27 protein-coding genes are annotated in these 23,897 nt (G+C 64.6%); 10 read left to right on the top strand and 17 right to left on the bottom strand.

Annotated features, from left to right (window positions below):
* Window positions 1-34: 34 nt before the first annotated feature.
* The 3 genes from FGU64_RS20315 to FGU64_RS20305 form a co-directional block, all read right to left on the bottom strand.
* Window positions 35-1,912: an extracellular solute-binding protein gene (locus tag FGU64_RS20315; protein WP_139954790.1), complete on the bottom strand. Its 1,878-nt coding sequence runs from the start codon at window positions 1,910-1,912 to the stop codon at window positions 35-37.
* Complete coding sequence (locus FGU64_RS20310) at window positions 1,912-3,795, bottom strand: extracellular solute-binding protein (protein ID WP_139954789.1); 1,884 nt, start codon at window positions 3,793-3,795, stop codon at window positions 1,912-1,914. Before FGU64_RS20310 ends, FGU64_RS20315 begins: the two co-directional genes overlap by 1 nt.
* A gap of 155 nt (window positions 3,796-3,950) precedes the next feature.
* Entirely contained in the window at window positions 3,951-4,601 is a 651-nt protein-coding gene (locus FGU64_RS20305; protein ID WP_139954788.1) for a cytochrome c family protein, read from the bottom strand.
* A gap of 187 nt (window positions 4,602-4,788) precedes the next feature.
* Here FGU64_RS20305 and FGU64_RS20300 point away from each other — a divergent pair, with 187 nt between their 5' ends.
* Together FGU64_RS20300 and FGU64_RS20295 are read left to right on the top strand one after the other, a co-directional pair.
* A complete protein-coding gene (locus FGU64_RS20300) occupies window positions 4,789-5,517 on the top strand; it encodes a 3-deoxy-manno-octulosonate cytidylyltransferase (RefSeq protein WP_139954787.1) in 729 nt (242 codons plus the stop codon).
* 9 nt (window positions 5,518-5,526) lie between these two features.
* Window positions 5,527-6,390, top strand: a complete 864-nt coding sequence (locus FGU64_RS20295) for a prephenate dehydratase (protein ID WP_136358340.1) — start codon at window positions 5,527-5,529, stop codon at window positions 6,388-6,390.
* 21 nt (window positions 6,391-6,411) lie between these two features.
* Here FGU64_RS20295 and FGU64_RS20290 read toward each other — a convergent pair whose 3' ends face one another.
* Window positions 6,412-7,005 carry a transporter gene (locus tag FGU64_RS20290; protein WP_139954786.1) on the bottom strand — a complete coding sequence of 198 codons (594 nt, stop codon included), beginning with the start codon at window positions 7,003-7,005 and terminating at the stop codon, window positions 6,412-6,414.
* A gap of 7 nt (window positions 7,006-7,012) precedes the next feature.
* Window positions 7,013-8,200: a succinyl-diaminopimelate desuccinylase gene (gene dapE / locus FGU64_RS20285; RefSeq protein WP_139954785.1), complete on the bottom strand. Its 1,188-nt coding sequence runs from the start codon at window positions 8,198-8,200 to the stop codon at window positions 7,013-7,015.
* A 101-nt stretch (window positions 8,201-8,301) separates the two neighbouring features.
* Between dapE and FGU64_RS20280 the strand changes: the two genes are divergently transcribed.
* Window positions 8,302-9,330 (top strand): 2-dehydropantoate 2-reductase, encoded by a 1,029-nt coding sequence (locus FGU64_RS20280; RefSeq protein WP_139954784.1) that lies wholly within the window; start codon window positions 8,302-8,304, stop codon window positions 9,328-9,330.
* Window positions 9,331-9,333: 3 nt separating this feature from the next.
* On the opposite strand, the gene FGU64_RS20275 is transcribed toward FGU64_RS20280, so the two are convergent.
* The 3 genes from FGU64_RS20275 to dapD are packed head-to-tail and all read right to left on the bottom strand — an operon-like array spanning window position 9,334 to window position 10,947.
* Window positions 9,334-9,705 (bottom strand): DUF805 domain-containing protein, encoded by a 372-nt coding sequence (locus FGU64_RS20275; RefSeq protein ID WP_139954783.1) that lies wholly within the window; start codon window positions 9,703-9,705, stop codon window positions 9,334-9,336.
* Window positions 9,706-9,738: 33 nt separating this feature from the next.
* The gene (locus FGU64_RS20270) at window positions 9,739-10,038 is read right to left on the bottom strand and encodes a DUF4282 domain-containing protein (RefSeq protein WP_139954782.1); all 300 of its coding nucleotides are present in this window, start codon (window positions 10,036-10,038) and stop codon (window positions 9,739-9,741) included.
* Between the two features lie 54 nt (window positions 10,039-10,092).
* Complete coding sequence (dapD, locus tag FGU64_RS20265) at window positions 10,093-10,947, bottom strand: 2,3,4,5-tetrahydropyridine-2,6-dicarboxylate N-succinyltransferase (RefSeq protein ID WP_139954781.1); 855 nt, start codon at window positions 10,945-10,947, stop codon at window positions 10,093-10,095.
* A 141-nt stretch (window positions 10,948-11,088) separates the two neighbouring features.
* Here dapD and FGU64_RS20260 point away from each other — a divergent pair, with 141 nt between their 5' ends.
* On the top strand, window positions 11,089-11,928 hold the full coding sequence (locus tag FGU64_RS20260; protein WP_139954780.1) for an LOG family protein: 840 nt from the start codon (window positions 11,089-11,091) through the stop codon (window positions 11,926-11,928).
* On the opposite strand, the gene FGU64_RS20255 is transcribed toward FGU64_RS20260, so the two are convergent.
* Window positions 11,906-12,793 carry a DUF817 domain-containing protein gene (locus FGU64_RS20255; protein WP_246671164.1) on the bottom strand — a complete coding sequence of 296 codons (888 nt, stop codon included), beginning with the start codon at window positions 12,791-12,793 and terminating at the stop codon, window positions 11,906-11,908. The genes FGU64_RS20260 and FGU64_RS20255 overlap by 23 nt on opposite strands.
* Entirely contained in the window at window positions 12,790-13,497 is a 708-nt protein-coding gene (locus tag FGU64_RS20250) for a pyrimidine 5'-nucleotidase (protein ID WP_139954778.1), read from the bottom strand. Before FGU64_RS20250 ends, FGU64_RS20255 begins: the two co-directional genes overlap by 4 nt.
* A gap of 161 nt (window positions 13,498-13,658) precedes the next feature.
* On the opposite strand from FGU64_RS20250, the gene FGU64_RS20245 reads away from it, so the two are divergent.
* A complete protein-coding gene (locus FGU64_RS20245) occupies window positions 13,659-14,417 on the top strand; it encodes a GGDEF domain-containing protein (RefSeq protein WP_139954777.1) in 759 nt (252 codons plus the stop codon).
* Window positions 14,418-14,511: 94 nt separating this feature from the next.
* On the top strand, window positions 14,512-15,003 hold the full coding sequence (locus tag FGU64_RS20240; RefSeq protein WP_136358360.1) for a MarR family transcriptional regulator: 492 nt from the start codon (window positions 14,512-14,514) through the stop codon (window positions 15,001-15,003).
* 18 nt (window positions 15,004-15,021) lie between these two features.
* On the opposite strand, the gene phhA is transcribed toward FGU64_RS20240, so the two are convergent.
* The gene (phhA, locus tag FGU64_RS20235) at window positions 15,022-15,855 is read right to left on the bottom strand and encodes a phenylalanine 4-monooxygenase (RefSeq protein WP_139954776.1); all 834 of its coding nucleotides are present in this window, start codon (window positions 15,853-15,855) and stop codon (window positions 15,022-15,024) included.
* Window positions 15,856-15,989: 134 nt separating this feature from the next.
* Between phhA and FGU64_RS20230 the strand changes: the two genes are divergently transcribed.
* Window positions 15,990-16,466 carry an Lrp/AsnC family transcriptional regulator gene (locus FGU64_RS20230; RefSeq protein WP_139955475.1) on the top strand — a complete coding sequence of 159 codons (477 nt, stop codon included), beginning with the start codon at window positions 15,990-15,992 and terminating at the stop codon, window positions 16,464-16,466.
* Here FGU64_RS20230 and FGU64_RS20225 read toward each other — a convergent pair whose 3' ends face one another.
* From FGU64_RS20225 to argB, 3 genes are read right to left on the bottom strand one after another with little or no spacing between them, the layout of a single operon-like run.
* Complete coding sequence (locus FGU64_RS20225; RefSeq protein ID WP_168734544.1) at window positions 16,467-16,721, bottom strand: DUF2442 domain-containing protein; 255 nt, start codon at window positions 16,719-16,721, stop codon at window positions 16,467-16,469. It lies immediately after the preceding gene.
* Window positions 16,711-16,953 (bottom strand): DUF4160 domain-containing protein, encoded by a 243-nt coding sequence (locus FGU64_RS20220; protein ID WP_136358367.1) that lies wholly within the window; start codon window positions 16,951-16,953, stop codon window positions 16,711-16,713. Before FGU64_RS20220 ends, FGU64_RS20225 begins: the two co-directional genes overlap by 11 nt.
* A 12-nt stretch (window positions 16,954-16,965) precedes the next feature.
* The gene (argB, locus tag FGU64_RS20215) at window positions 16,966-17,859 is read right to left on the bottom strand and encodes an acetylglutamate kinase (protein ID WP_139954775.1); all 894 of its coding nucleotides are present in this window, start codon (window positions 17,857-17,859) and stop codon (window positions 16,966-16,968) included.
* Between the two features lie 138 nt (window positions 17,860-17,997).
* Between argB and FGU64_RS20210 the strand changes: the two genes are divergently transcribed.
* Window positions 17,998-18,627, top strand: a complete 630-nt coding sequence (locus FGU64_RS20210; protein WP_139954774.1) for a class I SAM-dependent methyltransferase — start codon at window positions 17,998-18,000, stop codon at window positions 18,625-18,627.
* Between the two features lie 109 nt (window positions 18,628-18,736).
* The gene (gene msrB / locus FGU64_RS20205; protein ID WP_139954773.1) at window positions 18,737-19,246 is read left to right on the top strand and encodes a peptide-methionine (R)-S-oxide reductase MsrB; all 510 of its coding nucleotides are present in this window, start codon (window positions 18,737-18,739) and stop codon (window positions 19,244-19,246) included.
* 2 nt (window positions 19,247-19,248) lie between these two features.
* Here the strand turns inward: msrB and FGU64_RS20200 are convergent, their stop codons facing one another.
* The gene (locus FGU64_RS20200; protein WP_139954772.1) at window positions 19,249-20,502 is read right to left on the bottom strand and encodes a D-amino acid dehydrogenase; all 1,254 of its coding nucleotides are present in this window, start codon (window positions 20,500-20,502) and stop codon (window positions 19,249-19,251) included.
* Between the two features lie 163 nt (window positions 20,503-20,665).
* Entirely contained in the window at window positions 20,666-21,661 is a 996-nt protein-coding gene (gene galE, locus FGU64_RS20195; RefSeq protein ID WP_139954771.1) for a UDP-glucose 4-epimerase GalE, read from the bottom strand.
* Between the two features lie 257 nt (window positions 21,662-21,918).
* On the opposite strand from galE, the gene hemA reads away from it, so the two are divergent.
* Window positions 21,919-23,196 carry a 5-aminolevulinate synthase gene (gene hemA / locus FGU64_RS20190; protein ID WP_139954770.1) on the top strand — a complete coding sequence of 426 codons (1,278 nt, stop codon included), beginning with the start codon at window positions 21,919-21,921 and terminating at the stop codon, window positions 23,194-23,196.
* 103 nt (window positions 23,197-23,299) lie between these two features.
* Here hemA and mscL read toward each other — a convergent pair whose 3' ends face one another.
* On the bottom strand, window positions 23,300-23,725 hold the full coding sequence (gene mscL / locus FGU64_RS20185; RefSeq protein ID WP_136358381.1) for a large conductance mechanosensitive channel protein MscL: 426 nt from the start codon (window positions 23,723-23,725) through the stop codon (window positions 23,300-23,302).
* Window positions 23,726-23,897 lie beyond the last annotated feature (172 nt).

Raw genomic sequence — 23,897 nt, 5'->3', positions numbered from 1 at the left:
TCCAATGACCGTGCCCCTCGGGCCGATCCGCTTCTCAGGCCTTGCCAATCTTCGCCGCCCTCTCCTTGTCAAACCACCACAGTATCTCCGCCGGGAAGCCGTAGTCGGGCTTCGGCTCGACGAAGTCGAACATGTCCCAATAGGCGACGCGGTGATTCGCCAGGTAGTATGTTGGAATCCAGTCGAGGCGCGCGCGCAAGACCCGGTCGAGCGCCTTCAGCGCCGCGGTCAATTCCGCGCGGCTTTGCGCCCGCCCGGCCGCGGCGACAAGCGCATCGACGGCGGGACTTTGGGTGCCCGGATAATTGCGCATGCCGGGCATCGTGGCCGAGCGCGAATGATAGAGGACTTCCAGCGAATCCTCCGTCGGTGTGGCGCCGATCGACCAGTGCAGCAGGATGAAATCGAAATCGTAGTCGTTCTGCCGCTGTTCATACTGCGCCTGGTCCACCTGGCGGATGGTGGCGTCGATGCCGATCGTGCGCATCTTCTCCATCCACGGCGTGAACAGGCGCACCAGCCCGTCGTCCTCGGCCAATATCTCGACCTTCAGCCGCTCGCCCTTATCGTCGACGACGAACTCGCCCGAGCGTTTCCAGCCGGCCTCGGTAAGCAGTTTCACCGCCTGGCCGAGTATCTTGCGGTCGCGCCCGGAGCCGTCCGACACCGGCTGCAAAGGCGGCTCGCCGAAAACCTCGGCCGGCAGTTCGGCGCGGAACGGCTCCAGCAGTGCCAGTTCCTGCGGCGAAGGCAGGCCTTCGGCCTTGTAGTCGGATTTCTCGAAATTGGACTGCGCGCGGTCGTAGGAGCCGTAGAACAGCGTGCGCTGCGTCCATTCGAAATCGAAACACAGGCCGATGGCGCGGCGCACCCGCACGTCCTTGAACTGCGGCCGGCGCTGGTTGAGCGCCACCGCCTGCATGTCGGGCCATTTCTCGCCGGGAAACTCCCGCTTGACGACCCTGCCCTGCGTAAGCGCCGGAAAGTCGTAGCCGGTCGCCCAGACGCGCGCCGTGAACTCCTCGCGGAAATGCGTGTCGCCCTTCTTGAAGGCCTCGAAGGCCGCCTGGCGGTTCTGGTAGAAATCGATGCGGATGCGATCGAAATTGTAAAGGCCGCGATTCACCGGCAGATCGCGTCCCCAATAGTCGGCGACGCGATCGTATTCGACGAACTGCCCGGCCGACACCCGGCCTATCTTGTATGGTCCCGAACCCAGCGGCGGCGCCATCGTCGCCGCCTCGAAGTCGTTGGCGGTGTAGTAGGCCTTCGAGACGATCGGCATCTGGGCGACGGCAAGGATGTTCTGGCTCGATTGCTCACCGCTGAAGGTCAGGCGCACCGTCGCGGCATCGACGGCCACGGCATCGGTCATCCAGCGCAGTGCCTGCGACAGGTTGGGATGGCCCTTTTCCTTGTAGAGTTTCAACGCGAAGACGATGTCGGCAGCCGTCAGCTGCGACCCGTCGTGCCAGCGCGCCTCGGGCCGCAGGGCAAAAGTGTAGGTGTTGCGGTCGGCCGAAAGCGTCACGGACTCGGCCAGCAGCCCGTAGACCGCGTCCGGCTCGTCCAGCGCGCTCACCATCAGCGAATCGAAGCAATATTCGGTACGCGGCGGCGAATCGCCCTTCAACACCAGCGAGTTCAAGGTGTTGAAGGTGAGGAAGCTCTGGTTGAAGGTGGAATTCGGCGGCGCGAAATTGATGGTTCCGCCCTTCGGCGCATCCGCGTTGACGTAGCCGAAATGGCTGAAGTCGGTCGGGTATTTCAGCTCGCCGAAGGCCGAAAGCCCGTGCAGTTTCGTTTCCGTCGGGGTATTGGCGAAAGCGCGGCCGGGCACGAGTGCTGCCGCAGCGGCCGCCCCGCCCAGCGCCATCAGCTCCCGCCTGGAAAGACGCACCTCGCCGCCCATCAATCAACGCTCTTGTACTTGGCCGCCAGCGCCTTCTCCTTCTCAGGATCGATCCACCACGATTCGATGTCCGGGCCGATATAGGTCGGCTGCCTGTCGGGGATGCCGAACTTGTTCCAGTAGGCCAGCCAGACGTCCGGCCGGGTGAATTGCGGCACGACATAGAAATTCCACAACAGAACGCGGTCCAGCGCACGCGTCGCCGCCGTCAGGTCGTCGCGGTCTTTGGCGAAGATTACCTTGTCGACGAGCGCATCGACGACTGGGTCCTTGATTCCTTCGTAATTGCGCGAACCGGGCGAATCGGCCGCCTTCGAGGACCAGAAGTCGCGCTGTTCGTTGCCGGGCGAATCCGACTGCGGCAGCACCACCGTGGTCATGTCGAAATCGAAGTCGTTGAGGCGATTGACGTATTGCGACTGGTCGACGAAGCGCAGCGTGGCGTCGATGCCGATCTTCCTAAGCATGGTGACGTAGGGCATCATCGTCGCTTCCGCACCCTGCCGGAAGTCGAGGATTTCGAAGCGGAACGGCGCGCCTGTCTTGGCATTCACCATCTTGCCGCCCTTGATCACCCAGCCGGCCGAAGCCAGCAGGTCGACGGACTGCTTGAGGATCCTGCGTTCGGCCTGCGGCTTGTCGAAGGCGGGCAGGCTCCATTCCTGCGTGAACAGTACCGGCGGCAGCTTGTCCTTGTACTGGTTTAGAAGCTCCAGTTCCTCGCCCTGCGGCAAGCCGCTGGAAGCGAGGTCGCTGCCCATGAAGTAGCTTGTGATGCGGGTGTTCAGGCCGAAGGACTGCGTGCGGTTGATGGTGTCGAAGTCGTAGAGATAGGACAGCGCCTGGCGCACACGCCGGTCCTGGAACAGGGGCCGGCGGGTGTTCATGGCGAAGCCCTGCATGTTGGCGCGCGACTCCGCCTTGAATTCCTTCTTGATGACGTCGCCGGCCTTGATCGCCGGGAAATCGTATTTGGTCATCCAGCCGCGGCCGCTGTTTTCCGGATTGATGTCCTGCCAGCCGCCCTTGATGAAGGCCAGCCATTCGGCGCTCTCGTCGAGGAAATAGGTGTAGCGGCGGGTATCGAAATTCTCGCGGCCGACTTTGACCGGCAGCTTGCCCCCCCAGTAGTCCGGCACGCGCTCCCAGATGATCTCGGAGCCCGGCTTGAAGCTCTTGATCTTGTAAGCGGCGGAGCCGAGCGGTATTTCCAGCGTCGGCTTGGTGATATCGCGCTTCTTGCCGCTGGCGTCGGTGCCCTCCCACCAGTGCTTCGGCAGTACGACGAGGTCGCCGAGGATATTCGGCAGTTCGCGGTTGCCTTTCTGGTTGAAGCGGAATTCGACCTCGCGGTCGGAAACCGCCACCGCCTCGGTGACGTTCTCGAAATAGCGGTTGTACATCGGGCTGTTGGCCTTCAGCACGTTGAAGGACCAGACCACGTCGTCCACCGTGATCGGCTGGCCGTCGTGCCACCGGGCGGCGGGATTCAACCGGTAGGTGACGGAGGAATAATCGGCGGGGAACTTGTAGGCCTCCGCCACCAGCGGGTGGTAGACGCTGCCCTCGTCGATCGCCTGCTCCATCAGCGTATCGTAGAGCAGTCCGCCGCCGAACTGGGAAAAACCGGCGGCCGGGGAGCCCTGGACGACATAGGGGTTAAAGCTGTCGAAAGTGCCGACCACGGTGGAATTCAGCGTGCCGCCCTTCGGCGCATCGGGGTTCACGTAGTCGTAACGCTGGAAGTTGTCACCGTACTTGGATTCGCGGATCAGCCAGCCCGAGGTGCGCCATTCGTCGGCGGAAGCGGCGGCCGCAACGCCGAGCAGGAAAACGACGGCGAGGCCCGCCAGCGCGGGAAACGTCTTCGGTATCGCCTTCATCCTGCTCCTCGTCCCGTGGCCGATTGCGAACAATCTAGTCCATCCGGCGCATGTGGAAACCGCATCAGGGCGTTTTGCGGCGCCTTATGCGCGTTTTCTAACAGAAAAGCCGGGACGAACCCGGCTTTTTCAAGAATTCAGCTCTGACAAATGCGTTATTGCGCGGGCGCCGGCGCCGGTTCGGCGGGCTTCTCGCCCTCTGCCGGAGCAGCAGGCTTTGCCTCGGCCGGCTTCGTCTCGGCCGGTGCCGCAGCAGCCTCCGGCAGCGGCTTCGGGCTATCCGACAGCGTGCGCAGATAGGCGAGCAGGTCGGCGCGGTCCTCGTCCTTCTTGAGGCCGGCGAAGCCCATCGCCGTGCCCTTCACGAAAGCCTTCGGCGACAAAAGGAAATGATAGAGATTGTCGTAGGTCCACTTTTCCGAACCGCCCTTGGAGAATTCCTTCATGCCGGCCGAATAGGAAAACCCTTCATGCTCGGCAACCGGGCGGTCGACGATATCCCACAGGTCGGGGCCGACCTTGTTCGGGCCGCCCTTCTCGCCGGAATGGCAGGCCTCGCACTTCTTGAAGATAGCGGCGCCCTTGTCGGCGCTGGCCGCCGGCAGCAATTCGGCGACCGGCTTCGGGCCAGCGGCCTCGCCACCAGCAGCGCCGCCGGCAGGCTCTTCAGTGGCCTCGATGGCAAAACCGGGCTTCTCGGGAGAAGGCGAGGCGAACAGGGCGTCGGATACGAGCCCGACCGAGAAAACCACGAAAACGGTTCCCAGCAGGCCGCCGATCACCTTGTTGATCTCGAAAGAGTCCATGCACCCCATCTCCCTTGTCCGGCGGGACCGAATCCGTCCATCCGTCCGTCGGTATCGCGGCCGCGCGCAAGGCGGCCAAATCGGGCGGAAACTAGGTCTTTTGCTTGGGCGTTGCAACACCTATAAGAGCGCAGCCAGTGAGACTTTTTGACACTTTCCACGCTCTTCTTCGACGCCCTAGCCAACCATGTCCACACTTCTTCTCATCCCTGCCCGCATGGCCTCGACGCGCCTGCCGGGCAAGCCGCTCGCCGATATAGCCGGCGCCCCGATGATCGTGCATGTGGCGCGCCGCGCCGCAGAAAGCGATCTCGGGCGCGTCGTGGTGGCCACCGACACGGAGGCGGTCGCCGAGGCTGTGCGCGCGCACGGCTTCGAGTCCGTGCTGACGCGCGCCGACCACCAGTCGGGTTCCGACCGCATCTTCGAGGCGCTGACGACGCTCGATCCGGCCGGCCAAGTGGAGACGATCGTCAATGTGCAGGGCGACCTGCCGACCGTCGAGCCTGCCGTCATCAAGGCGGCGCTGAAGCCGTTCGAGGAGGCGGCCGTAGACATCGCCACGCTCGGCGTCGAGATCATCGACGAAGACGAGAAAACCAACCCGAACGTGGTCAAGATCGTCGGTTCGCCGCTTTCGCCCACCCGGCTGAAGGCGCTCTACTTCACCCGCGCCACCGCGCCGTGGGGTGACGGGCCGCTCTATCATCACATCGGCCTCTACGCCTATCGCCGCGCCGCGCTGGAGCGATTCGTCTCCCTCAAGCAGTCGCCGCTGGAGACGCGCGAGCGGCTGGAGCAGTTGCGCGCGCTGGAGGCCGGCATGCGCATCGACGCCGAGATCGTGCGTTCGGTGCCGCTGGGCGTGGACACGCCGCAGGACCTCGAGCGGGCCCGCCAGATTCTTTCAAACTGAGACGAGACGATGCCGGAAAAGACCAACAGGATTTCCTTCCAGGGCGAGCCGGGAGCCAACTCCGACAGCGCCTGCCGTGACATGTATCCCGGCATGGAACCCCTGCCCTGCCCCACCTTCGAGGAGGCCTTCAACGCGGTCGAGACGGGCAAGGCCGATCTGGCAATGATACCGATCGAGAACACCATCGCCGGCCGCGTCGCCGACATCCATCATCTCCTGCCCGAATCGAAGCTGCACATCGTCGGCGAATATTTCATGCCGATCCACTTTCAGCTCATGGTGCTGCCGGGCGTGAAGCGCGACGAGATCAAGACCGTGCACAGCCACATCCACGCGCTCGGCCAATGCCGCAAATACATTCGCAGGAACGGCTGGAAGCCGGTCATCGCCGGCGATACGGCAGGTGCGGCGAAGCTGGTTTCGGAGGAAAAGCAGCGTTCCATGGCGGCGCTGTCGCCGGCGCTCGCCGCCAAGCTCTACGGGCTGGACGTCATCGAGGAGAACGTCGAGGACATCGAAAGCAACACCACCCGCTTCGTCGTGCTGACCAAGTCCAAACAGTGGGTCGAGCGGCCGACGCCGGACGCCCGGATGATGACGACCTTCCTCTTCCGCGTGCGCAACGTGCCGGCGGCGCTCTACAAGGCGATGGGCGGCTTCGCCACCAACGGCGTCAACATGACCAAGCTGGAGAGCTACCAGCTCGGCGCCTTCACCGCGACCCAGTTCTATGCCGACATCGAAGGCCACCCGGACGATCCGGGGGTGAAGAACGCGCTGGAGGAACTGCGCTTCTTCACGCGAGAGGTGCGCATCGTCGGCGTCTACCCGCGCGCGGATTCGCGCGAGCAGTGGAAGCTGGCGGACTAACCCCCTCAGGACTGGCGCCGTTCACTCCGCGACGGTGATGCCGAGCAGTGCCTGCAGGGCGAACAGGACGGCCAGCGAGCCGACGAACATGCCGACGAACACGGCCGTGGCGATCGCCGCGCCCTTGCCGACGGCGGCGTTGGTCATGCGCCAGGTGAAGACCATGGTCAGCAGGAACAGGGCGAGCGACAGCAGGACGGCGAACTGGTCGCTCGCCGGCGCGACCAGCCTGACCAGCGCAGCCGGCAGCATGATCCAGGCGACGATGGCCGAGGCCCAGTTGCTGGCCACGACATAGTGCACGAAGCGGTCACCGATGCCGACGCGCCGGCCGACGAAGGCTAGCCCGCACAGCGGCAGCACCCAGGTTCCGAGGTCCACCACCGCCAGCCGCAGAACTATAGAAAGGCGCGAGACCACCGCATCCGGATCGCCGATCTCGCCGGCGACCCCGACCCAGCCGACAGCCATGGCCGGAAGGGCGACGACAATGGCGAAGAAGGAATTCCAGAAGCCGTCGGCGGAAAGATCGAGCAGGCGCAGGCCGTCGGCCTTGCCCCGCATCAGCCGCCACGCCCCCGAAAGGGAGGCCGATATGTCCTGCCCCGACAGCATGGCGCCGCTACCCGAACCAGTCCTCGAGGAAACGCTGGTATATCTGCGTCAGCGTCTCAAGATCGGCAAGGGCGACGCGCTCGTCCACCATGTGCATGGTCTTGCCCACCAGCCCGAACTCGACCACCGGGCAATAGTCCTTGATGAAGCGCGCATCGGACGTGCCGCCGGACGTGGAAAGCGCGGGCATCGAGCCCGTTACCGCATGCACCGAACCTGAAAGCGCGTCAATCAGCCTGTCGTCCCGAGTGAGGAAGACATGGCTCGGCCCGTCCTTCCAGACAAGGTCGTAGTCCACCGGCTCCTTGCGGCCCTTGCGGTAAGTCTTGCGCCGCGAGGCTGCGTCGAGGCGGTTGTGGATTTCCGCCTGCAGGCTCTCCGCCGTCCAGGTGTCGTTGAAGCGGATGTTGAAAGTGGCGGTCGCTTTCGCCGGGATGACGTTGGTGGCCGGGTTGCCGACGTCGACGGAGGTCACCTCCAGATTGGTCGGCTGGAAATCCCTCGTCCCCTCGTCGAAGGCCGGGGCGAGCAGGGCGTCGACCAGCGCCATCAGTCCGCGCACCGGATTGTCGGCCAGATGCGGATAGGCGGCGTGGCCCTGCCTGCCGTTGACGGTGACGACGCCGGACAGTGAACCGCGGCGGCCGATCTTGATCATGTCGCCGAGTTTGTCCGGATTGGTCGGCTCGCCGACGAGCGCCGCGTCCCACGTCTCGCCGCGCCCGGCGGCCCATTCGAGCAGCTTGACGGTGCCGTTGATCGCCGGTCCTTCCTCGTCGCCAGTGATCAGCAGCGAGACGGACCCTTTCAGCGCGCCATTCTTCTCGACATGGCGGGCGACGGCGGCGACGAAGCAGGCGATGCCGCCCTTCATGTCGACGGCGCCGCGGCCGTACATTTCCCCTTTGGCGACCTCTGCGGCAAAGGGCGGATGTGCCCAGGCCGCCTCGTCGCCAACGGGCACGACGTCGGTATGGCCGGCGAACATCAGGTGTGGGCCGTTGCCGGAGCGACGGGCATAGAGGTTTTCGATGTCCGGCGTGCCTCCTTCAGAAAAGACCGGCCGCTCGACGGCGAAGCCCAGCGGCACCAGCATCGTCTGAAGCACCGCCAGCGCACCGCCTTCGGCGGGCGTCACCGACGGACAGCGGATGAGGGCGGCGAGGTTCTCGGCGGGATCAACGGGCAGCGTCATGGGCGAAGGGTTAGAACAAAGCGCGCGACCTGTCACGATGGGCTGTTGGGCCAGCGCGACCCTGCCGACAGTCCGGCCGCGATTGTGTATCGTCGCCGGCCATGGAGACACGGAAGATCAGCACGGACGCCCATATCGTCGTCGCCGGCGCAGGCGGAATAGGCTGTTATGTCGGCGGCTGTCTCGCCCGTGCCGGACGAAAGGTAACGTTCCTGGCCCGGCCGCGAATCGAGCAGGCATTGCGCGAGAACGGGCTGCGCATCTCCGACCTCGACGGCCACGACCGCCTGCTGGCGCCCGATGCCGTCGATGCGAGCGCGGACCCGGCTGTGCTGGCCGGGGCCGATGTCGTGCTGGTCACCGTCAAGCGCGGGGCGACGGAAGAGATGGGCAAGCTGGTCGCTGCGCATGCGCGGCCCGACGCCATCGTCGTCAGCCTGCAGAACGGCGTCGACAATGCAGACCGCATCAGGAGCCTGACCGCTCCCCGTCCGGTCCTTGCCGGAATGGTGCCGTTCAACGTGGCGCAATCCAGCGAGGGCGAACGCCCGCTCCACATGCACCGGGCCAGCGAGGGAACGGTGCTGGTCGGCGCCGGCGTGCCGGGACTGGCTGAACTGCTGTCGGTCGAAGGCTGCGTGAGCGCGGCTCACGCCGATATCGAGGACGTTTTGTGGGGCAAGCTGCTCTTCAACCTCAACAACGCTCTCGTGGCGCTGTCGGACCTGCCGCTCGCGGCCGAACTGGCCGACCGGCGCTGGCGACTCGTGCTGGCCCGCCAGATGGACGAGGCGCTGACGGCCATGAAAGCGTCCGGCATCCGGCCGGTGGCAGCGGCAGGCGGTGCGCCCCCTGCCCTTTTGCCGTCCATCCTGCGCCTGCCCGACTGGCTGTTCGCGCTGCTCGCCCGGCGCATGCTGGCGATCGACGGGAAAGCCCGGTCTTCGATGTGGGACGATCTCCAACGCGGCCGGCCAACCGAGGTCGATGCCTTGCAAGGAGCCGTGCTCAGGCTGGCAAAACGGGCCGGCACGGCGGCGCCGACCATCGAACGCACCATCGCGCTTGTCCGCGCCGCCGAGCGGGCCGGGTCCGGCGTGCCGCGACTTGCTCCGGACGCTTTCGACTGACGCTCAGGCCGGCGCGTTGGTGCGGGAGCCGTAGCGATTCGGTCCCGGATCGCCCGGAAACAGGCACAGCACGAGGAACGCGACGATGGAAACCACCGGCACGAACAGGACGAACGCCATCATGCCGGGCTTGCCGAGATCGTGCAGGCGCTTGATAGCCAGCGCCACGTTCGACCATAGCGAGCCGAGGAAGGCCACCATGAACAGCAGCGCCCATGTCTCGCTTTCGGCCGTGCCCTCCGGCACCAGCGTGAAGCGATAGAGCGGGAAAGCCTGCGCGATGGCGACCAGCAGGCCGCCAAGAAAATAGGCCGCGCGACTGACGCGGCCCGAGGTCCTGAAGAAAAGCCAGGAGAGTTGGATTCGATCAGACAAGGCTGGCCATTTTCCGCTTGAGAAACGCTGCCGTCACAGAGGCGGCTGCGCGTATCCCCGCTGCTGTTGCGAAAGACCGTCCCGAATCTGGCCGAGACGGTCGAACATCCCGAAGATCACGATATAGAGTTCGCACATCACCCGCCACAAGAGCAGGCCCAGCACCGATCCGACGAGCGACAAGAGACCGGCGCCGAGCGACCCGGAGAGCAGGCCCATGAAGAAGCTGGCGACGCCGAACACAAGCAGGACGGCGATACCCAGCCAGTAGACGATCTTGATGACGCTCGGCGTTATGAGTCTCTCGAAACTGAAAAAATCGCTTAGCTGCATTGTTCCCTCTCACAATTCGAAGCGGCGGCAGCTTGCTTGCGCCGGCTTCGAGGGTCAATCCCGCAGCAATTCGTTGATCGAGGTCTTGGAGCGGGTTTTCGCGTCGACCCGCTTGACAATGACGGCGCAATAGAGGCTCGGGCCGGGTTCACCGTTGGGCAGCGGCTTGCCGGGCAGCGAACCCGCCACGACGACGGAATTGGCCGGCACCTCGCCGTAGAAGACCTCGCCGGTGGCGCGGTCGACGATCTTGGTCGACTGGCCAATGAAGACGCCCATGCCGAGCACCGAGCCCTCGCGCACGATGCAGCCTTCCACCACCTCCGAACGCGCGCCGATGAAGCAGTTGTCCTCGATGATGGTGGGGCCGGCCTGCATCGGCTCCAGCACGCCGCCGATGCCGACGCCGCCCGAGAGGTGCACGTTCTTGCCGATCTGGGCGCAGGAGCCGACCGAGGCCCAGGTGTCCACCATCGTTCCCGAATCGACATAGGCGCCGACATTGACGAAGGACGGCATCAGCACCACGCCCGGCGCCACATAGGCCGTGCGGCGCACCACCGCCGAGGGGACGGCCCGAAAGCCGGCCTTCTCGAAGTCCATCGCTCCCCAGCCCTCGAACTTCGAGGCTACCTTGTCCCACCAAACGGCGTTGCCGGGGCCGCCGGCGATGACCTCCATCGGGTTCAGCCGGAAGGACAGAAGCACGGCCTTCTTCAGCCACTGGTTGACGTGCCACTTGCCGTCGGCCTGCCGTTCGGCAACGCGCGCGACGCCTTTGTCGAGCAGGTCGAGTGCCGTTTCAATAGCATCGCGCACCTCGCCGCGCGTGGCGGTCGAGACGCCATCGCGCTCCTCGAAGGCCTTGTCGAGGGTCGTTTCGAGGCTGGCCAGGTCTGGCTTCGACATGATCTCTCCGTTACCAAGCTGTTAAGGGGCGGTTCTTAACCTGTCTGAAAGGCGGGCGGACCCTATTTGAAGGCAGTATGGGGGTCAATCGCGACGGCGTCACGGGACGGCGCCGTCAGAGCAGATTTGGGGATAAGCGACATGGATCCTATGGAACCGACGGGCTGGACGCCTCTGCCGCACTCCGGCGAGGATCTGGAGCGGGTCAAGAGCGTGCCGGACACGCCGCAGACGCGCGCCGCCACCTACCGTCTGGCCTGGAACGACGAAGACTTCATGACGCGGCGCGAGCTGCGTCCGGTGCGCCTCCAGCTCGAACTGCTGAAGCCCGAGATGATTCTCGCCGAGCGCGGCATCCGCTCGACAGTCATCCTGTTCGGCGGCGCGCGCCTGCCCGAACCGGGCGGTGCCGCCTGGGCGGCCAAGAACGAGACGCAGAAGAAGAACCTCGAGGCCAACAGCAAATATTACGACGAGGCGCGCAAGTTCGCGCGGCTGTGCTCGCAGCATTCCGCCACGTCCTACTATCGCGAGTTCGTCGTGGTGACCGGCGGCGGACCGGGCGTGATGGAGGCCGGCAACCGCGGCGCCGACGACGTCGGCGCGCCTTCCATAGGCCTCAACATCGTCCTGCCGCACGAGCAGGCGCCGAACGCCTACGTGACGCCGGAGCTGTGCTTCAACTTCCACTACTTCGCCATCCGCAAGATGCACTTCGTCATGCGCGCCAAGGCCGTCGCCGTCTTCCCCGGCGGCTTCGGCACGATGGACGAGTTCTTCGAGACGCTGACGCTGATCCAGACCGGACGTATGGAACGCGTGCCGGTCATTTTGTTCGGCCGTTCCTTCTGGGAAAAGGCGCTCAACCTCGACTTCCTCGCCGAGCAGGGCACCATCACCCCCGGCGACCAGGACATTATCGACTACGCCGAGACGGCTGACGAGGCGTGGGAGATCATCAAGCGCTTCTACAAACTGTAGAACCGTCCTGCTCTTCCGCTTCGAGCGGGCGCGGCCGGTGCACGAGGCTGACCAGCACGAAGGAAATGATCATCAGCAGGAACCAGGAGCCAAGCTTGGCTATCGAAACCAGCGTCCAGCCGTCCGCCTGGCCCGGATAGAGCCAGGCGTGCGACCATGTGCCGATGTTCTCGGCAAACCAGATGAACAGCGCCACCAGGAGGAAGCCGACCAGCAGCGGCATCCGATGCCGGAAGCGGAAGACGCGGTAATGAACGACCGTGCGCCAGTAGAGCAGCACCGTTGCCGCGAACAGGCCATAGCGCAGGTCGACGATGAAATGGTGGGCGAAGAAGTTTCCATAGATCGCCGCACACAGTACGACCGTCGTCCACAGCGGTGGGTAGTTCGAATAACGCATGTCGAAGATGCGGCCGATACGGGCGAGATAGGAGCCAACGGCGGCATACATGAAGCCGGAAAACAGCGGCACGCCGCCGATGCGGAAGAAACTGTCCTCCGGATAGATCCACGACCCCGCAGACGTCTTGAACAATTCCATGACGGTTCCGACGATGTGGAAGACCAGGATCACCTTGGCTTCCGCCGTGGTCTCGAGGCGGAAAAGCAGCATGGCGAGCTGGATTCCCAATGCCGCCAGGAAGAGAAAGTCGTAGCGGGCCAGCGCCGCATGGTCCGGCCACAGGAAGCGCGTGGCGAGGATGAGGGCGAGCATCGCGCCGCCGAACAGGCAGGCCCAGCCCTGTTTCAGGCCGAAGACGAGGAATTCGACGACGGCCCCCGAGATGCCATTCGCCGGCAGCCGGTCGAGCACCCGATGGGCAGCCGCATCGATGGCCGCCTCGACCGAGGTGAAACGCCTCAAACGGGCGCGCCCACGATTGCGGTGAGGAAGCCGGACAGATCGTCGGTGACGAAATCGACGTCGTCGTCGTTGTCCGGATCGCGTTCCCATATTTCGGAAAAGGTCGGCTCGAAATTGCGCGGCACGATCAGGACCGTCGTCATGCCCAGCGCTTTGGGCACGGCGAGATTGCGGGCGAGATCCTCGAACATCACGGTGTTGTGGCCGGTGACCGCATGGAGCGCCGCGAACTTCTCGTAGGTTTGGCGCGCCGGCTTCGGCGTCAGGCCGGCGGCGACGATGTCGAAGATGGCGTCGAAATGATCGAGGATGCCGAGCTGCCTTGCGGCGCGCTCTGCGTGGCCACGGTCGCCGTTGGTGAAGATGAACTTGCGCCCCGGCAGCTGGCGGATGGCGGCGCCGAGGGTAGGATCGGGCACCAGCCAGGAATAGTCGATGTCATGCACCTTTTGCAGGAAATCGTCGGGATCGATGCCGTGGCGCGCCATCAACCCGCTCAGCGTGGTGCCGTACTCAAGATAGAGTTCCTTCTGCAGCCTGCGCGCGTCCTCGCGCGACAACGACAGCAGTTCCGAGACATAGGCCGTCATCTTCACGTCGATCTGCGAAAACAGGTTCGAGTGATGCGGATAGAGGGTGTTGTCGAGGTCGAACACCCAGTCGGTGACGTGGGAGAAGCGGGCGGGATCAGGAAACTCGGTCATGGACTGCTTATGGCACGAAACGGCCTTCGGGACAGCGGGCATTATCCACAACCTTTGCGAGCGGACTTGGGCAAAATTGGCACGGTCGTTCAAATTTTATCCATCGCTGAAAGCCGGTCTTCAGGCCCCCGATGCGAAGGGGCGGCAAGGAGGACCTGCGGATGATTCGGACTGCACTGCGCGCCACTGCCGTAACCATCGCCGCCATCGCCATCTCGGTGTCGATCTGCGGATTTGTCCTGTCGTCCCTCGGCGGCCGGCTCGACGGCGTGGCCCTGTGGCTGTGCATCGTCTGCCCGCTCATCACGGCCTGGCCGGTGAGTGCACTCATGTTCAGCCAGAGCGCGCGCCTCAAGGCAGCCCATCGCGACCTCGCCCGCGCGCACGCCCAGCTCGCGGCGGCGCATCGACGGCTGGCCGAAAAGGCCCGGCGCGACGACATGACAGGCATGCTCAACCGGGAAAGCTTCTTTGCCATGCTTGAACGGTCGCGCCGCAAAGCGGACCGTGGCGCGCTGCTGATCATCGACGCCGATCATTTCAAGTCGATCAACGACAATTTCGGCCACCTCACCGGTGACGAGGCGTTGCTGCTGATTGCCGCGGCGATCAAGCGCGGCGTGCGAGCGGGCGACGTGCTCGGCCGCATCGGCGGCGAGGAATTCTGCGCTTTCCTTCCCGGGACGGACGAACGGGAAGCCAGCCAGATCGCGGAGCGCATCCGCCGCGAAGTCGAAGCCATCCGCTTCCAACCGGACGGCGAGCAGGCCATCCCGCTCACCGTCAGCATCGGCGGCGCGCTTTGTCCCCAGGGAGCGAAGATACCGGACCTGATGCGCAGCGCCGACCGCCGGCTCTACGAGGCAAAGCACAGCGGCCGGAATCTGGTGATCGTCGAGGCCGTGCCGAAGGCGGCTTGAACCCTCCCGCCGGCTATCGAGGCAACGTTGCGTCTTGCCCCTCCAGGGCTTATAGTCAGATTGTCGAAACATTCGAAAAATTGATATTTCCGCCATGGAAGTAAGACTATCCGGCGAAGTGCGCGACGGTCTGCTGGACGCCATCGAACATGCCATCATGCGCTGGCAGGACGAGACGCAGGCCTATGACGATGCCGTTGGCGAGATGAGCGGCCTCAGCCTGGGCGAACGGCGTTGCGTCAGCATGCTCTACAACGGGCCGCAGACGGCCGGCACGCTGGCAACGGTGTCGGGCCTTACACCAGCAGCCGTCACCGCGCTGACAGACCGGCTCGAGGCGCGCGGCCTGGTGAGACGCAAGCGCGATCCCGACGACCGGCGCAAGGTGATCGTCGAGGCGACGGAAGACACGCAACGGCTGTGCGAGCGCTACTATGGCGATCTCGCCCGCGAGGGCCGGCGGCGCCTGCAAGCCTTCAGCGACGTCGAGCTCGGCACGGTGCTGGAGTTCCTGACTTCGGCCGCCGATCTCCAGCGCGAACAGCTTGCGCGGCTGCATCCCAAGGGACGTGCCCTCAGGGCATAGCGGCGACCGGCCGGAACCTCACACCGTGGCGGGGTCGAGCGCCGGCTTTTCCTTCCAGCGTCCGACGATGGCCGTAAGGTCGGCCTTGCCGAAGGCGTCCTTCAGGGCATCGAAGGACGGCAGCACGAAGTAAGCGCGCTGGAACTTGTCGATCTCGTAGCTGGTGCGCATCACCGTCTCCAGGTCGAAGGGCACATGATGGGCATCCGCGCCTTCGACGGCGAACTGAAGCTCGGTAAAGGAAGACATCAGCCCGGCGCCGAAGGCCTTCAGCGGCTGGCCCGGTTCCTGCATCAGCCCGTATTCGGCTGTATACCAGTAGAGCCGGGTGATCATCTCGTCGCCTCCCAGCGCGATCGCATCGCCAGCCTTGTCGCCATACATCTGCATGAAATCGGCGAAGACCGGCTGAGTCAGGATCGGCACATGGCCGAAGAAATCGTGGAACATGTCCGGCTCGACGATGTAGTCGAGCTCTTCCTTCGTCCGCAGCCAGTTGGTGACGGGAAAACGGCGGTTGGCGAGATGATCGAAGAAGGGCGCGGCCGGGATCAGGCCCGGCACGGCGACGATCTCCCAACCCGTCAGTTTCCGCAACTTGTCGCTCACCTCGCCGAAATCGGGAATGCGGTCGAGCAGGCCGAGCGCATCGATGCCGTCCAGGTAGGACTTATGCGCCAGCCGGCGCGTCAGCCTGGTCTGGCGATCGCACAGCGTGCGCCACACGTCCTGCTCTTCGGCGCTGTAGTCGTATCCTTGCGCCACCGTGAAATCGGAACGGCAGACGGCGTAGTTGCCGCGCAACCCCTGCGCGGCGCATTCACGGGCATATTCGGCGACGCTGATCGACATGGCTTCCTCCTCGCGGGTCGTTCTGATCGTCGAAGAAGGATAGCGCGCGGAGGCGAGGCAAACCTGCCTCAGTTCTGGCGCGAAGGAGGCAATCGAGCTAGAATCAACCAGGAATGACTTTTCTGGAGGTTGAATTGCCTCAATTCGATGCCTTCGAAATCAAGATGCTCGACACGCTGCAGCATGACGGCCGCAAGCCGATATCGGAACTGGCACAGGAAATCGGCCTCTCCACGACACCGTGCGCGCGGCGTTTCGAGGCCTTGCAGCGGAGCGGCGTCATAAAGGGTTTTTCGGCCCAACTCAGCCGCCGCGCGCTGGGGCTTGCGGTGGAGGTGTTCGTCCAGGTCCGGCTCACCAGCCACAGCGACGAGTCGCCGGAAATCTTCATCAACGCGGTGCAGCGCATGGACGAGGTCTCGGCCTGCTGGACGATGACCGGCGACCACGATTTCCTGCTGCACGTCATGGTGCCTTCGGTGGACGAGTTGAATACCTTCGTCATGCACCGGCTGATGCGCTTAAAGGGTGTGCGCGACGTGCACACCCAACTCGTCCTGCAGAATATCAAAGGCCCCGGCCATGTGCCGCTGGGCCATTTGCGGGGCTGATTATTCGGCGGCGGCTTTCGCCTTCGGGCGGGTTTGGTCGCCGCGCCCAGCCAGAAGGCCTTCAACCGAGATATCCTCGTCGAGTTCCTCCCAATGCAGGCCGCGCGTGCTGATTTCGACATCCGCGCGCTGTTCGGGACTGGCATGGAGCAGTCGCGGGAACCACGCGAGCGGCACACCAAGGCGGCGGCCGTCCGACAGGTCGACCCACATGCTGTCCTCGTCGAAGCCGACGGCTTTCGCCTTAACCAAAATGCTCATCCCAAGCTACCGCGATCTCGTCGCGGTGTTGTTCTATGATGCCGGTCAGTTCACGCAGGACCCGTGCGCTATACCCGTCATTATAGGCTACCACAACGTCCGGCCACAGCCAAAACTTCGCGTCAATGCCATCCTTCAGCACATGGACGTGCTGTGGCTCACGCGGATCGCCTTCGTTGGAATAGAAATGAAAGCGATAACCGTTACGCCGGAAAACGACAGGCACGCTGATCGTGCCTCACGGCACGATCAGCGTGCCGGCGCCATGCTCGGTGAAAAGTTCCAGCAGCACGGCGTGCGGCGTCTTGCCGTTCAGGATGACGACGCCTTCGACCCCGCGGTCGATGGCCTCGATGCAGGTCTCAACCTTGGGGATCATGCCGCCAGAGATCGTGCCGTCGGCGATCAGCGCGCGCGCCTGAGCCACCGTGAGTTCGTCGATCAGCTTCTTGTCCTTGTCGAGCACGCCCGGCACGTCCGTCAAAAACAGCAAGCGCTTCGCGCCGAGCGCGCCGGCGATGGCCCCGGCGAAGGTGTCGGCGTTGATGTTGTAGGTGTGGCCGTCGCGGCCGGGTGCCACCGGCGCCAGCACGGGGATCATCTCCGAGCGGGCGAGCAGGTCGAGCAAGGTGCGGTCCACCTCCACCGGTTCGCCGACAAAGCCGAGGTCGAGCACGCGCTCGATGTTGCTGTCGGGGTCCCGGACGCGCTTCTGGGCCTTCTCGGCGAACACCATGTTGCCGTCCTTGCCGCACAGGCCGATTGCCCATTCGCCCTCGGCATTGATGAGGGCGACGATCTCCTTGTTGATGGAGCCGGCCAGAACCATCTCGACGATCTCGACGGTCTTGGCGTCGGTGACGCGCAGACCGCCCTCGAACTTCGATTCGATGCCCATCTTGTCCAGTATGGCGCCGATCTGCGGCCCGCCGCCGTGGACGACGATCGGGTTGACGCCGGACTGCTTGAGCAGCGCGATGTCGCGGGCGAAGGCCTTGCCGAGGTCGGCGTTGCCCATAGCGTGGCCGCCGTATTTGACCACCACGGTCTTGTTCTCGTAGCGCTGCATGTAAGGCAGGGCGGCCGAAAGCAGCGCGGCCTGCGCCTCGGCGGTGGCGGCAATGTCCGTCATGGCAAACGTCCCGGTTGGCTGGGGGGAGGATGGCGCGGTCATACCGGCAAATCCCGGCGAGGGCAACCGATCCCGGCGCCATCGGCTCTTGTCTTTGCATTGCCTGCGGCGTCATCTGCCAGCGACGGAGCTTCAAACATGACCACAGGCGATTTCGACGCGAGAACCCACTGGCAGGAGGTCTATTCGACGAAGCCGGTCACCGGCGTAAGCTGGTATCAGGAAGAGCCGGCGCCCTCGCTGGACCTGTTGAAAGAAGCCGGCGCGACGTCTGACAGCGCGGTCATCGACATCGGCGGCGGCGCTTCGGTTCTGGTCGACCGGCTGCTGGCGCTCGGCTATGGCGACCTCACAGTCCTCGACATATCGGAGGCGGCACTGGCCTCGGCAAGGAAATGCATGGGCCCCGAGGCCGGCCGCATCGACTGGATCGTGACCGACGTCAGGAAATGGCAGCCTGCCCGCACCTACGACATCTGGCACGACCGCGCCGCCTTTCATTTCCTGACCGATGCCGAAGACCGGAAAGCCTATGTGGAACGTCTACGTTCGGCGCTGCGCAAAGGCGGGCACGCCATCATCGGCACCTTCGCGCCGGACGGACCGGAGCGATGCAGCGGCCTGCGGGTCTGCCGCCACGATGCCGAAAGCCTCGCTATGACACTGGGGGTAGGTTTCCGCCTCGTCGACAGCCGCCGCCATGAACACGCGACGCCTTGGGGCGCGATGCAGCGCTTTCATTTCGGCACTTTCCGCAAGGAGACGTAACAAACGCCCATCCTGCCGCGAATGTGAAGAACAGCCGGTCGCCCTCACCCGCAATTGATTTCCCCGCGAACCGGGAAACTGGCAAGAAACGACAGGAAGGATCGAACCGATGAACCGCCGCAACTTTCTTCTGAACGGTGCCGCCGGCATCGCCTTCGTGGCCGGTGGCGTTTCCCTGTTGCGCATGGGGCGCCCCGAGCCCGCCCGCGCCGCCACGGCCGAAACGTTCGAAGTGACCAAAACCGACGCCGAATGGAAGGCGCAATTGACGCCGGCGCAGTACGACGTGCTCAGGCACGAAGGCACCGAATATCCCGGCTCCAGCCCGCTGCTCGAAGAGCATCGCAAGGGCGTGTTCGCCTGTGCCGGCTGCGACCTGCCGGTCTATTCCTCCGACAAGAAATTCGAATCCGGCACCGGCTGGCCGAGTTTCTGGCAGGAAATTCCCAAGGCTGTAGGCGAGCACAAGGACACGACGCTCGGCATGGTGCGCACGGAAGTGCATTGCCGGCGCTGCGGAGGCCATCTCGGCCACGTCTTCAACGACGGTCCGCCGCCGACCGGGCTTCGCCACTGCATCAACGGCGTGGCGCTCACCTTCAAGCCGGCGACCGCCTGACCCTATTCGTGCCCGTATTGCAGCGCCTGCGTGTCGATCTCCGGCTCGCGGCCGGCGACAAGGTCCGCCAGCACCTTTCCCGAACCGCAGGACGTGGTCCAGCCGAGATGGCCGTGGCCGGTGTTCAGGTAGAGGTTACGATAGCGCGCACGGCCGATGACGGGAACCGAACTCGGCATCATCGGCCTCAAACCGGCCCAAAGCTCGGCCTTCTTCTCGTCGAAGGAGCCGGGGAACAGGTCATGCGCGGCGCGGAAGATCGAGGCGAAGTCGCGCGGCCGCCAGCTGCGGTCGAAGCCGGTGAACTCGGCGGTGGACGAAACCCTCAGCCGGTCGCCCAAGCGCGAATAGCCGATCAGGCTGTCCTCGTCGGCACCACCCATGGTCGGCCCCTTAGACGGGTCTTCGAGCGGAACGGTCATGGCATAACCCTTCACCGGATAGACCGGCAGGTCGAGTCCGTGGCGACGGCCGAGCAGGCCGCTCTCCGGCCCCATGCAAAGCACAACGGCGTCCGCCTCGAGCGGCCCGGCCGAGGTGCGCACGGCACGTACCCGGTCTCCCTCGGTGTCAAATGCCTCGACCGTGGTGCCGAAGCGGAAGACGACGCCGAGTTTGTCCGCCGCGTAGGCCGCGAGGCGCTCGGTGAACTGGCGCGAATCGCCCGTCTGGTCGACAGGAGAATAGATGCCGCCGGCGATCTTGTCCTTCACCGCCGCCAGACCCGGCTCGATCTCGGCGATGCGGTCGCGGCCGACGATCTCGATGGGCAGGCCGTGTTCGCCGAGAAAGCGATAATTGGCCGAGCCCGTGTCGAAGCTCCGTTGGGAGCGGAAGAAATAGAAGATGCCGCGCTTGCGCTCGTCGTAGCCGATGCCGGCCTCGGCCGACAGTTCGTTGATGCAATCGCGCGCATAGAGCGCCAATCTGAGCTTGGCGAGACTGTTGGCACGCAGGCGCGGTGTCGTGCACTGACGCAGGAAGCGCAGGCTCCAGAGGTAGAAATAGGGATCGGCCCGCAACCTGACGCGGATGCCGAGATTGTGGTTGAAAATGCCGCGAAAGAAGGTCTTCAGCGCTTCCGGCGAAGCCCAGGCAGTGGCGTCGCCTGGCGAGACGAGGCCGGCATTGCAATAGGAGGTGCCGCGCGCCACCTGATCGTGCCGCTCGACGACCGTCACCTCGTGACCGTCCCTGGCGAGATACGCGGCCGCCGCCGTGCCGACGACACCGGCGCCCAGAACCAGAATTCTCATGCAATCCTCACGCAAGATCGTGCGTGACCCATCGGCCCGCCGACAATCCCATAGCGTGTCTCGATGGCCGTTTCGAGCCTCGGCGGCTGGTCCAGCCGCTAGATTCTAGCCGCATCTATGCAACGCCAGATGATTCCGTCCGGCTGCAAAACGCTCCAGAGAATCAGGCGCGGACGGAGTTTTTGCCCGTCAGCGCGCGCTCCCAGTTCAGCGCGTCCTTGACGATCAGGTCGAGGTCGTCGCGTTGCGGCTTCCAGCCGAATTCGCGGCGGGCAAGATCGGAATTGGCGACCACGGCGGTCGCGTCGCCCGGCCGCCGCTCGCCCATGCGGACGTCGAAATCGCGGCCGAAGACGCGGCGCACGGCCTCGATCACCTCCAGCACCGAATAGCCGTGGCTGTAACCGCAATTGGCGATCAGGCTCTCCCCGCCGGCGCGCAGGCGCTGCAGGGCAAGCCTGTGAGCAGCGGCGAGATCGCTGACATGGATATAGTCGCGGATGCAGGTGCCGTCCGGCGTCGCATAGTCAGTGCCGTACACCTGCATGAACGGCCGCTTGCCGAGCGCCGTCTCCGAAGCGACCTTGATGAGATGGGTGGCGCCCGGCGTCGACTGGCCAGTGCGGCCCTTCGGGTCGGCGCCGGCGACGTTGAAATAGCGCAGCGCCGTGTAGCGCAGGTCGTGCGCGGCGGCGGCGTCGCGCAGCATCCACTCGCTCATCAGCTTGGACAGGCCGTATGGCGATTCCGGCGCCAGCCGTGCGTCCTCGCCCACCGGCTCCATCCCGGCGCCGCCATAAACGGCGGCAGTGGAGGAGAAGATGAAGTTCTTCACCCCCTGCCGCACCGCCGTCTCGATCAGCGTGCGGGTCTTGCAGGTGTTGTTCTCGTAATAGGCGAGCGGATCGGCCATCGATTCCGGCACGATGATCGAGCCGGCGAAGTGGATCACGGCATCGACGCCGTTCTCGCGCATCACCGTGGAGACAAGGTCCCTGTCGGCGACGTCGCCAACGACCAGCCTGGCTTCCGGCGCCACCGCCCAGTCGAAACCGGTGGACAGGCGGTCGATGACGACGACCTCCTCGCCGGCATCCAGCAACTCCCAGACCATGTGGCTGCCGATATAGCCGGCGCCGCCCGTCACAAGAACCGCCATCTGGACCTCTTTGCTCGCGTGAAAACTGTATCAAGCCGTCCGCCGCTGTCCTCCTAGCGCAAAAGCCTTAAGAAGCGGTGGTAACATTGCGCTGCATCCGGAAGCATCGTCGTGAAACCCAGTTGCCGGAAAGCCTGCAATAAGCGCCCCGCCGGCGTCATTATCACCTGTGGCAGGCGTGGCATTTTGACCGAAAGCGCGGAATGGACGACGGCCGGCCCCATGCTTATGATCCCGCGCAAACTTGGGAAGACGACATGAACTATCAGCGGTTCTTCGAGGATGCTATCGACCAGCTCCACGCGGAGCGGCGCTACCGGGTCTTCGCCGACCTGGAGCGCATCGTCGGCCAGTTTCCCCGCGCACTGTGGCGGGCCAACGGCCGGACGCAGGAAATCACCGTTTGGTGCTCCAACGATTATCTCGGTATGGGCCAGCATCCCGATGTCGTGGCGGCCATGCAGCAGGCGGCCGGCGGCATGGGCACCGGCGCCGGCGGCACCCGCAACATTTCCGGTACCAGCAATCCGCTGGTGCAACTGGAAACCGAACTGGCCGACCTGCACGGCAAGGAGGCGGGGCTGGTCTTCACCTCCGGCTTCATCTCCAACGAGGCGGCGATCTCCACCATCGCCCGGCTCCTGCCCAACTGTCTCATCATCTCGGACGAACTGAACCATGCCTCGATGATCGAAGGCGTGCGCCGTTCCGGGGCCGAGAAGAAAATTTTCCGCCACAACGACGTGGCGCATCTGGAAAGCATCCTGCAGACGGCGGGCCGCGAGCGCGCCAAGCTGATCGTCTTCGAGAGCGTCTATTCGATGGACGGCGACATCGCGCCGATCGCGCAGATCGCCGACCTTGCCGACAAATACAACGCCATGACCTACATCGACGAGGTGCATGCGGTCGGCATGTACGGCCCGCACGGCGGCGGCATCACCGAGCGCGAGGGGTTGGCGCACCGCATCGACGTCATCGAAGGCACGCTTGCCAAGGCGTTCGGCACGCTGGGCGGCTACATCACCGGCACGCAGAGCGTCATCGACGCCGTGCGCTCCTATGCGCCCGGCTTCATCTTCACCACGGCGCTGCCGCCGGCTGTCGCCGCAGCCGCCACCGCCGCCATCCGCCATCTCAAGACTTCGCAGGTCGAACGCGAGGCGCAGCAGCGCCAGGCCCGGCGCACCAAGGACGTGCTTGCCGGCGCCGGCCTGCCGGTGATGGACACGCCGACACACATCGTGCCGGTGCTCGTCGGCGACCCGGAACTGTGCAAGATGGCCAGCGACCGCCTGCTCGGCGTGCATGGCATCTATATCCAGCCGATCAACTATCCGACGGTGCCGCGCGGCACGGAGCGGCTGCGCATCACGCCAAGCCCCTTCCACACCGACGCGCTGATTGCCGAGCTTCAGGCCGCTCTGGTCGAGACCTGGGACGCACTGGGCATTCCCTACGCTGCCGCCGGCCGCCCTGCCGTCGCCGAGAGCGAGCGCATCATTCCGCTTTTGGTGCCGACATCCGGCGGCTGACGCCGGCTTTGCCCACAACCAGGCGGCGCTTCACCAACGCGACAAGAAAAACCCCGGCCGTAACGGACCGGGGTTTTCTGTTCGGATCGCGAGGTGCCGCCGATCAGGCGCGCTTGGCCAGCAAATCGCGAATCTCGGTGAGCAATGCAACGTCGGCCGGCGGCGGTGCGGCTGCAGGCGCCGGCTTTTCGCGCTCGAGACGACGGCGCATGTTGTTCACCGCCTTGACCATGATGAAGATGATCCAGGCCAGGATGAGGAAGTTGAGAACCACCGTGATGAAGCTGCCATAGGCGAAGACGGCGCCCTGCTTCCTGGCTTCCGCCAGGGTGGTGGCAGTGACGGTCGAGCTTAATCCGAAGAAATAGTCGTTGAAGTCGAGGCCACCGAAGATGGCGCCGACAATCGGCATGATGATGTCGTTGACCAGCGAATCGACGATCTTCCCGAAAGCGGCGCCGATGATGACGCCGACGGCCAAGTCCATCACATTGCCTTTGGAAATGAATTCCTGAAACTCTTTGAGCATGCGGTCCTCCGTATCCCCTTGCTTTCGTCTGCTGCCGCCCCATTCGTACGCATCCGGCAGCAACGCCGCCGCACAATAGCAAAAAGCGGACGCCGCACCATCGGCAAAAGGTCGTGCCGATTTTGATTATCCTACGCTAATATTTACGCCCCCGCGCCGGCGCGCCACCACG

The organism is Mesorhizobium sp. 8 (assembly GCF_006351905.1).
In the GTDB taxonomy this organism is placed as follows: domain Bacteria; phylum Pseudomonadota; class Alphaproteobacteria; order Rhizobiales; family Rhizobiaceae; genus Mesorhizobium; species Mesorhizobium composti.
The sequence above is the reverse complement of the archived record's forward strand: the minus strand, read 5'-3'. Positions and strand labels throughout refer to the sequence as shown.

What these genes read in the sequence shown, in the direction of transcription:
- FGU64_RS20245 (WP_139954777.1), top strand. Translation starts at nt 13,659, where the DNA reads ATGATTCGGACTGCACTGCGCGCCACTGCCGTAACCATCGCCGCCATC.
- FGU64_RS20280 (WP_139954784.1), top strand. Translation starts at nt 8,302, where the DNA reads ATGGAGACACGGAAGATCAGCACGGACGCCCATATCGTCGTCGCCGGC.
- dapD (WP_139954781.1), bottom strand. Translation starts at nt 10,947, where the DNA reads ATGTCGAAGCCAGACCTGGCCAGCCTCGAAACGACCCTCGACAAGGCC.
- FGU64_RS20250 (WP_139954778.1), bottom strand. Translation starts at nt 13,497, where the DNA reads ATGACCGAGTTTCCTGATCCCGCCCGCTTCTCCCACGTCACCGACTGG.
- FGU64_RS20290 (WP_139954786.1), bottom strand. Translation starts at nt 7,005, where the DNA reads ATGCTGTCGGGGCAGGACATATCGGCCTCCCTTTCGGGGGCGTGGCGG.
- phhA (WP_139954776.1), bottom strand. Translation starts at nt 15,855, where the DNA reads ATGTCGATCAGCGTCGCCGAATATGCCCGTGAATGCGCCGCGCAGGGG.
- FGU64_RS20260 (WP_139954780.1), top strand. Translation starts at nt 11,089, where the DNA reads ATGGATCCTATGGAACCGACGGGCTGGACGCCTCTGCCGCACTCCGGC.
- hemA (WP_139954770.1), top strand. Translation starts at nt 21,919, where the DNA reads ATGAACTATCAGCGGTTCTTCGAGGATGCTATCGACCAGCTCCACGCG.
- FGU64_RS20295 (WP_136358340.1), top strand. Translation starts at nt 5,527, where the DNA reads ATGCCGGAAAAGACCAACAGGATTTCCTTCCAGGGCGAGCCGGGAGCC.
- galE (WP_139954771.1), bottom strand. Translation starts at nt 21,661, where the DNA reads ATGGCGGTTCTTGTGACGGGCGGCGCCGGCTATATCGGCAGCCACATG.
- argB (WP_139954775.1), bottom strand. Translation starts at nt 17,859, where the DNA reads ATGACGGACATTGCCGCCACCGCCGAGGCGCAGGCCGCGCTGCTTTCG.
- FGU64_RS20210 (WP_139954774.1), top strand. Translation starts at nt 17,998, where the DNA reads ATGACCACAGGCGATTTCGACGCGAGAACCCACTGGCAGGAGGTCTAT.
- msrB (WP_139954773.1), top strand. Translation starts at nt 18,737, where the DNA reads ATGAACCGCCGCAACTTTCTTCTGAACGGTGCCGCCGGCATCGCCTTC.
- FGU64_RS20305 (WP_139954788.1), bottom strand. Translation starts at nt 4,601, where the DNA reads ATGGACTCTTTCGAGATCAACAAGGTGATCGGCGGCCTGCTGGGAACC.
- FGU64_RS20315 (WP_139954790.1), bottom strand. Translation starts at nt 1,912, where the DNA reads ATGGGCGGCGAGGTGCGTCTTTCCAGGCGGGAGCTGATGGCGCTGGGC.
- FGU64_RS20200 (WP_139954772.1), bottom strand. Translation starts at nt 20,502, where the DNA reads ATGAGAATTCTGGTTCTGGGCGCCGGTGTCGTCGGCACGGCGGCGGCC.
- dapE (WP_139954785.1), bottom strand. Translation starts at nt 8,200, where the DNA reads ATGACGCTGCCCGTTGATCCCGCCGAGAACCTCGCCGCCCTCATCCGC.
- FGU64_RS20310 (WP_139954789.1), bottom strand. Translation starts at nt 3,795, where the DNA reads ATGAAGGCGATACCGAAGACGTTTCCCGCGCTGGCGGGCCTCGCCGTC.
- mscL (WP_136358381.1), bottom strand. Translation starts at nt 23,725, where the DNA reads ATGCTCAAAGAGTTTCAGGAATTCATTTCCAAAGGCAATGTGATGGAC.
- FGU64_RS20240 (WP_136358360.1), top strand. Translation starts at nt 14,512, where the DNA reads ATGGAAGTAAGACTATCCGGCGAAGTGCGCGACGGTCTGCTGGACGCC.
- FGU64_RS20270 (WP_139954782.1), bottom strand. Translation starts at nt 10,038, where the DNA reads ATGCAGCTAAGCGATTTTTTCAGTTTCGAGAGACTCATAACGCCGAGC.
- FGU64_RS20300 (WP_139954787.1), top strand. Translation starts at nt 4,789, where the DNA reads ATGTCCACACTTCTTCTCATCCCTGCCCGCATGGCCTCGACGCGCCTG.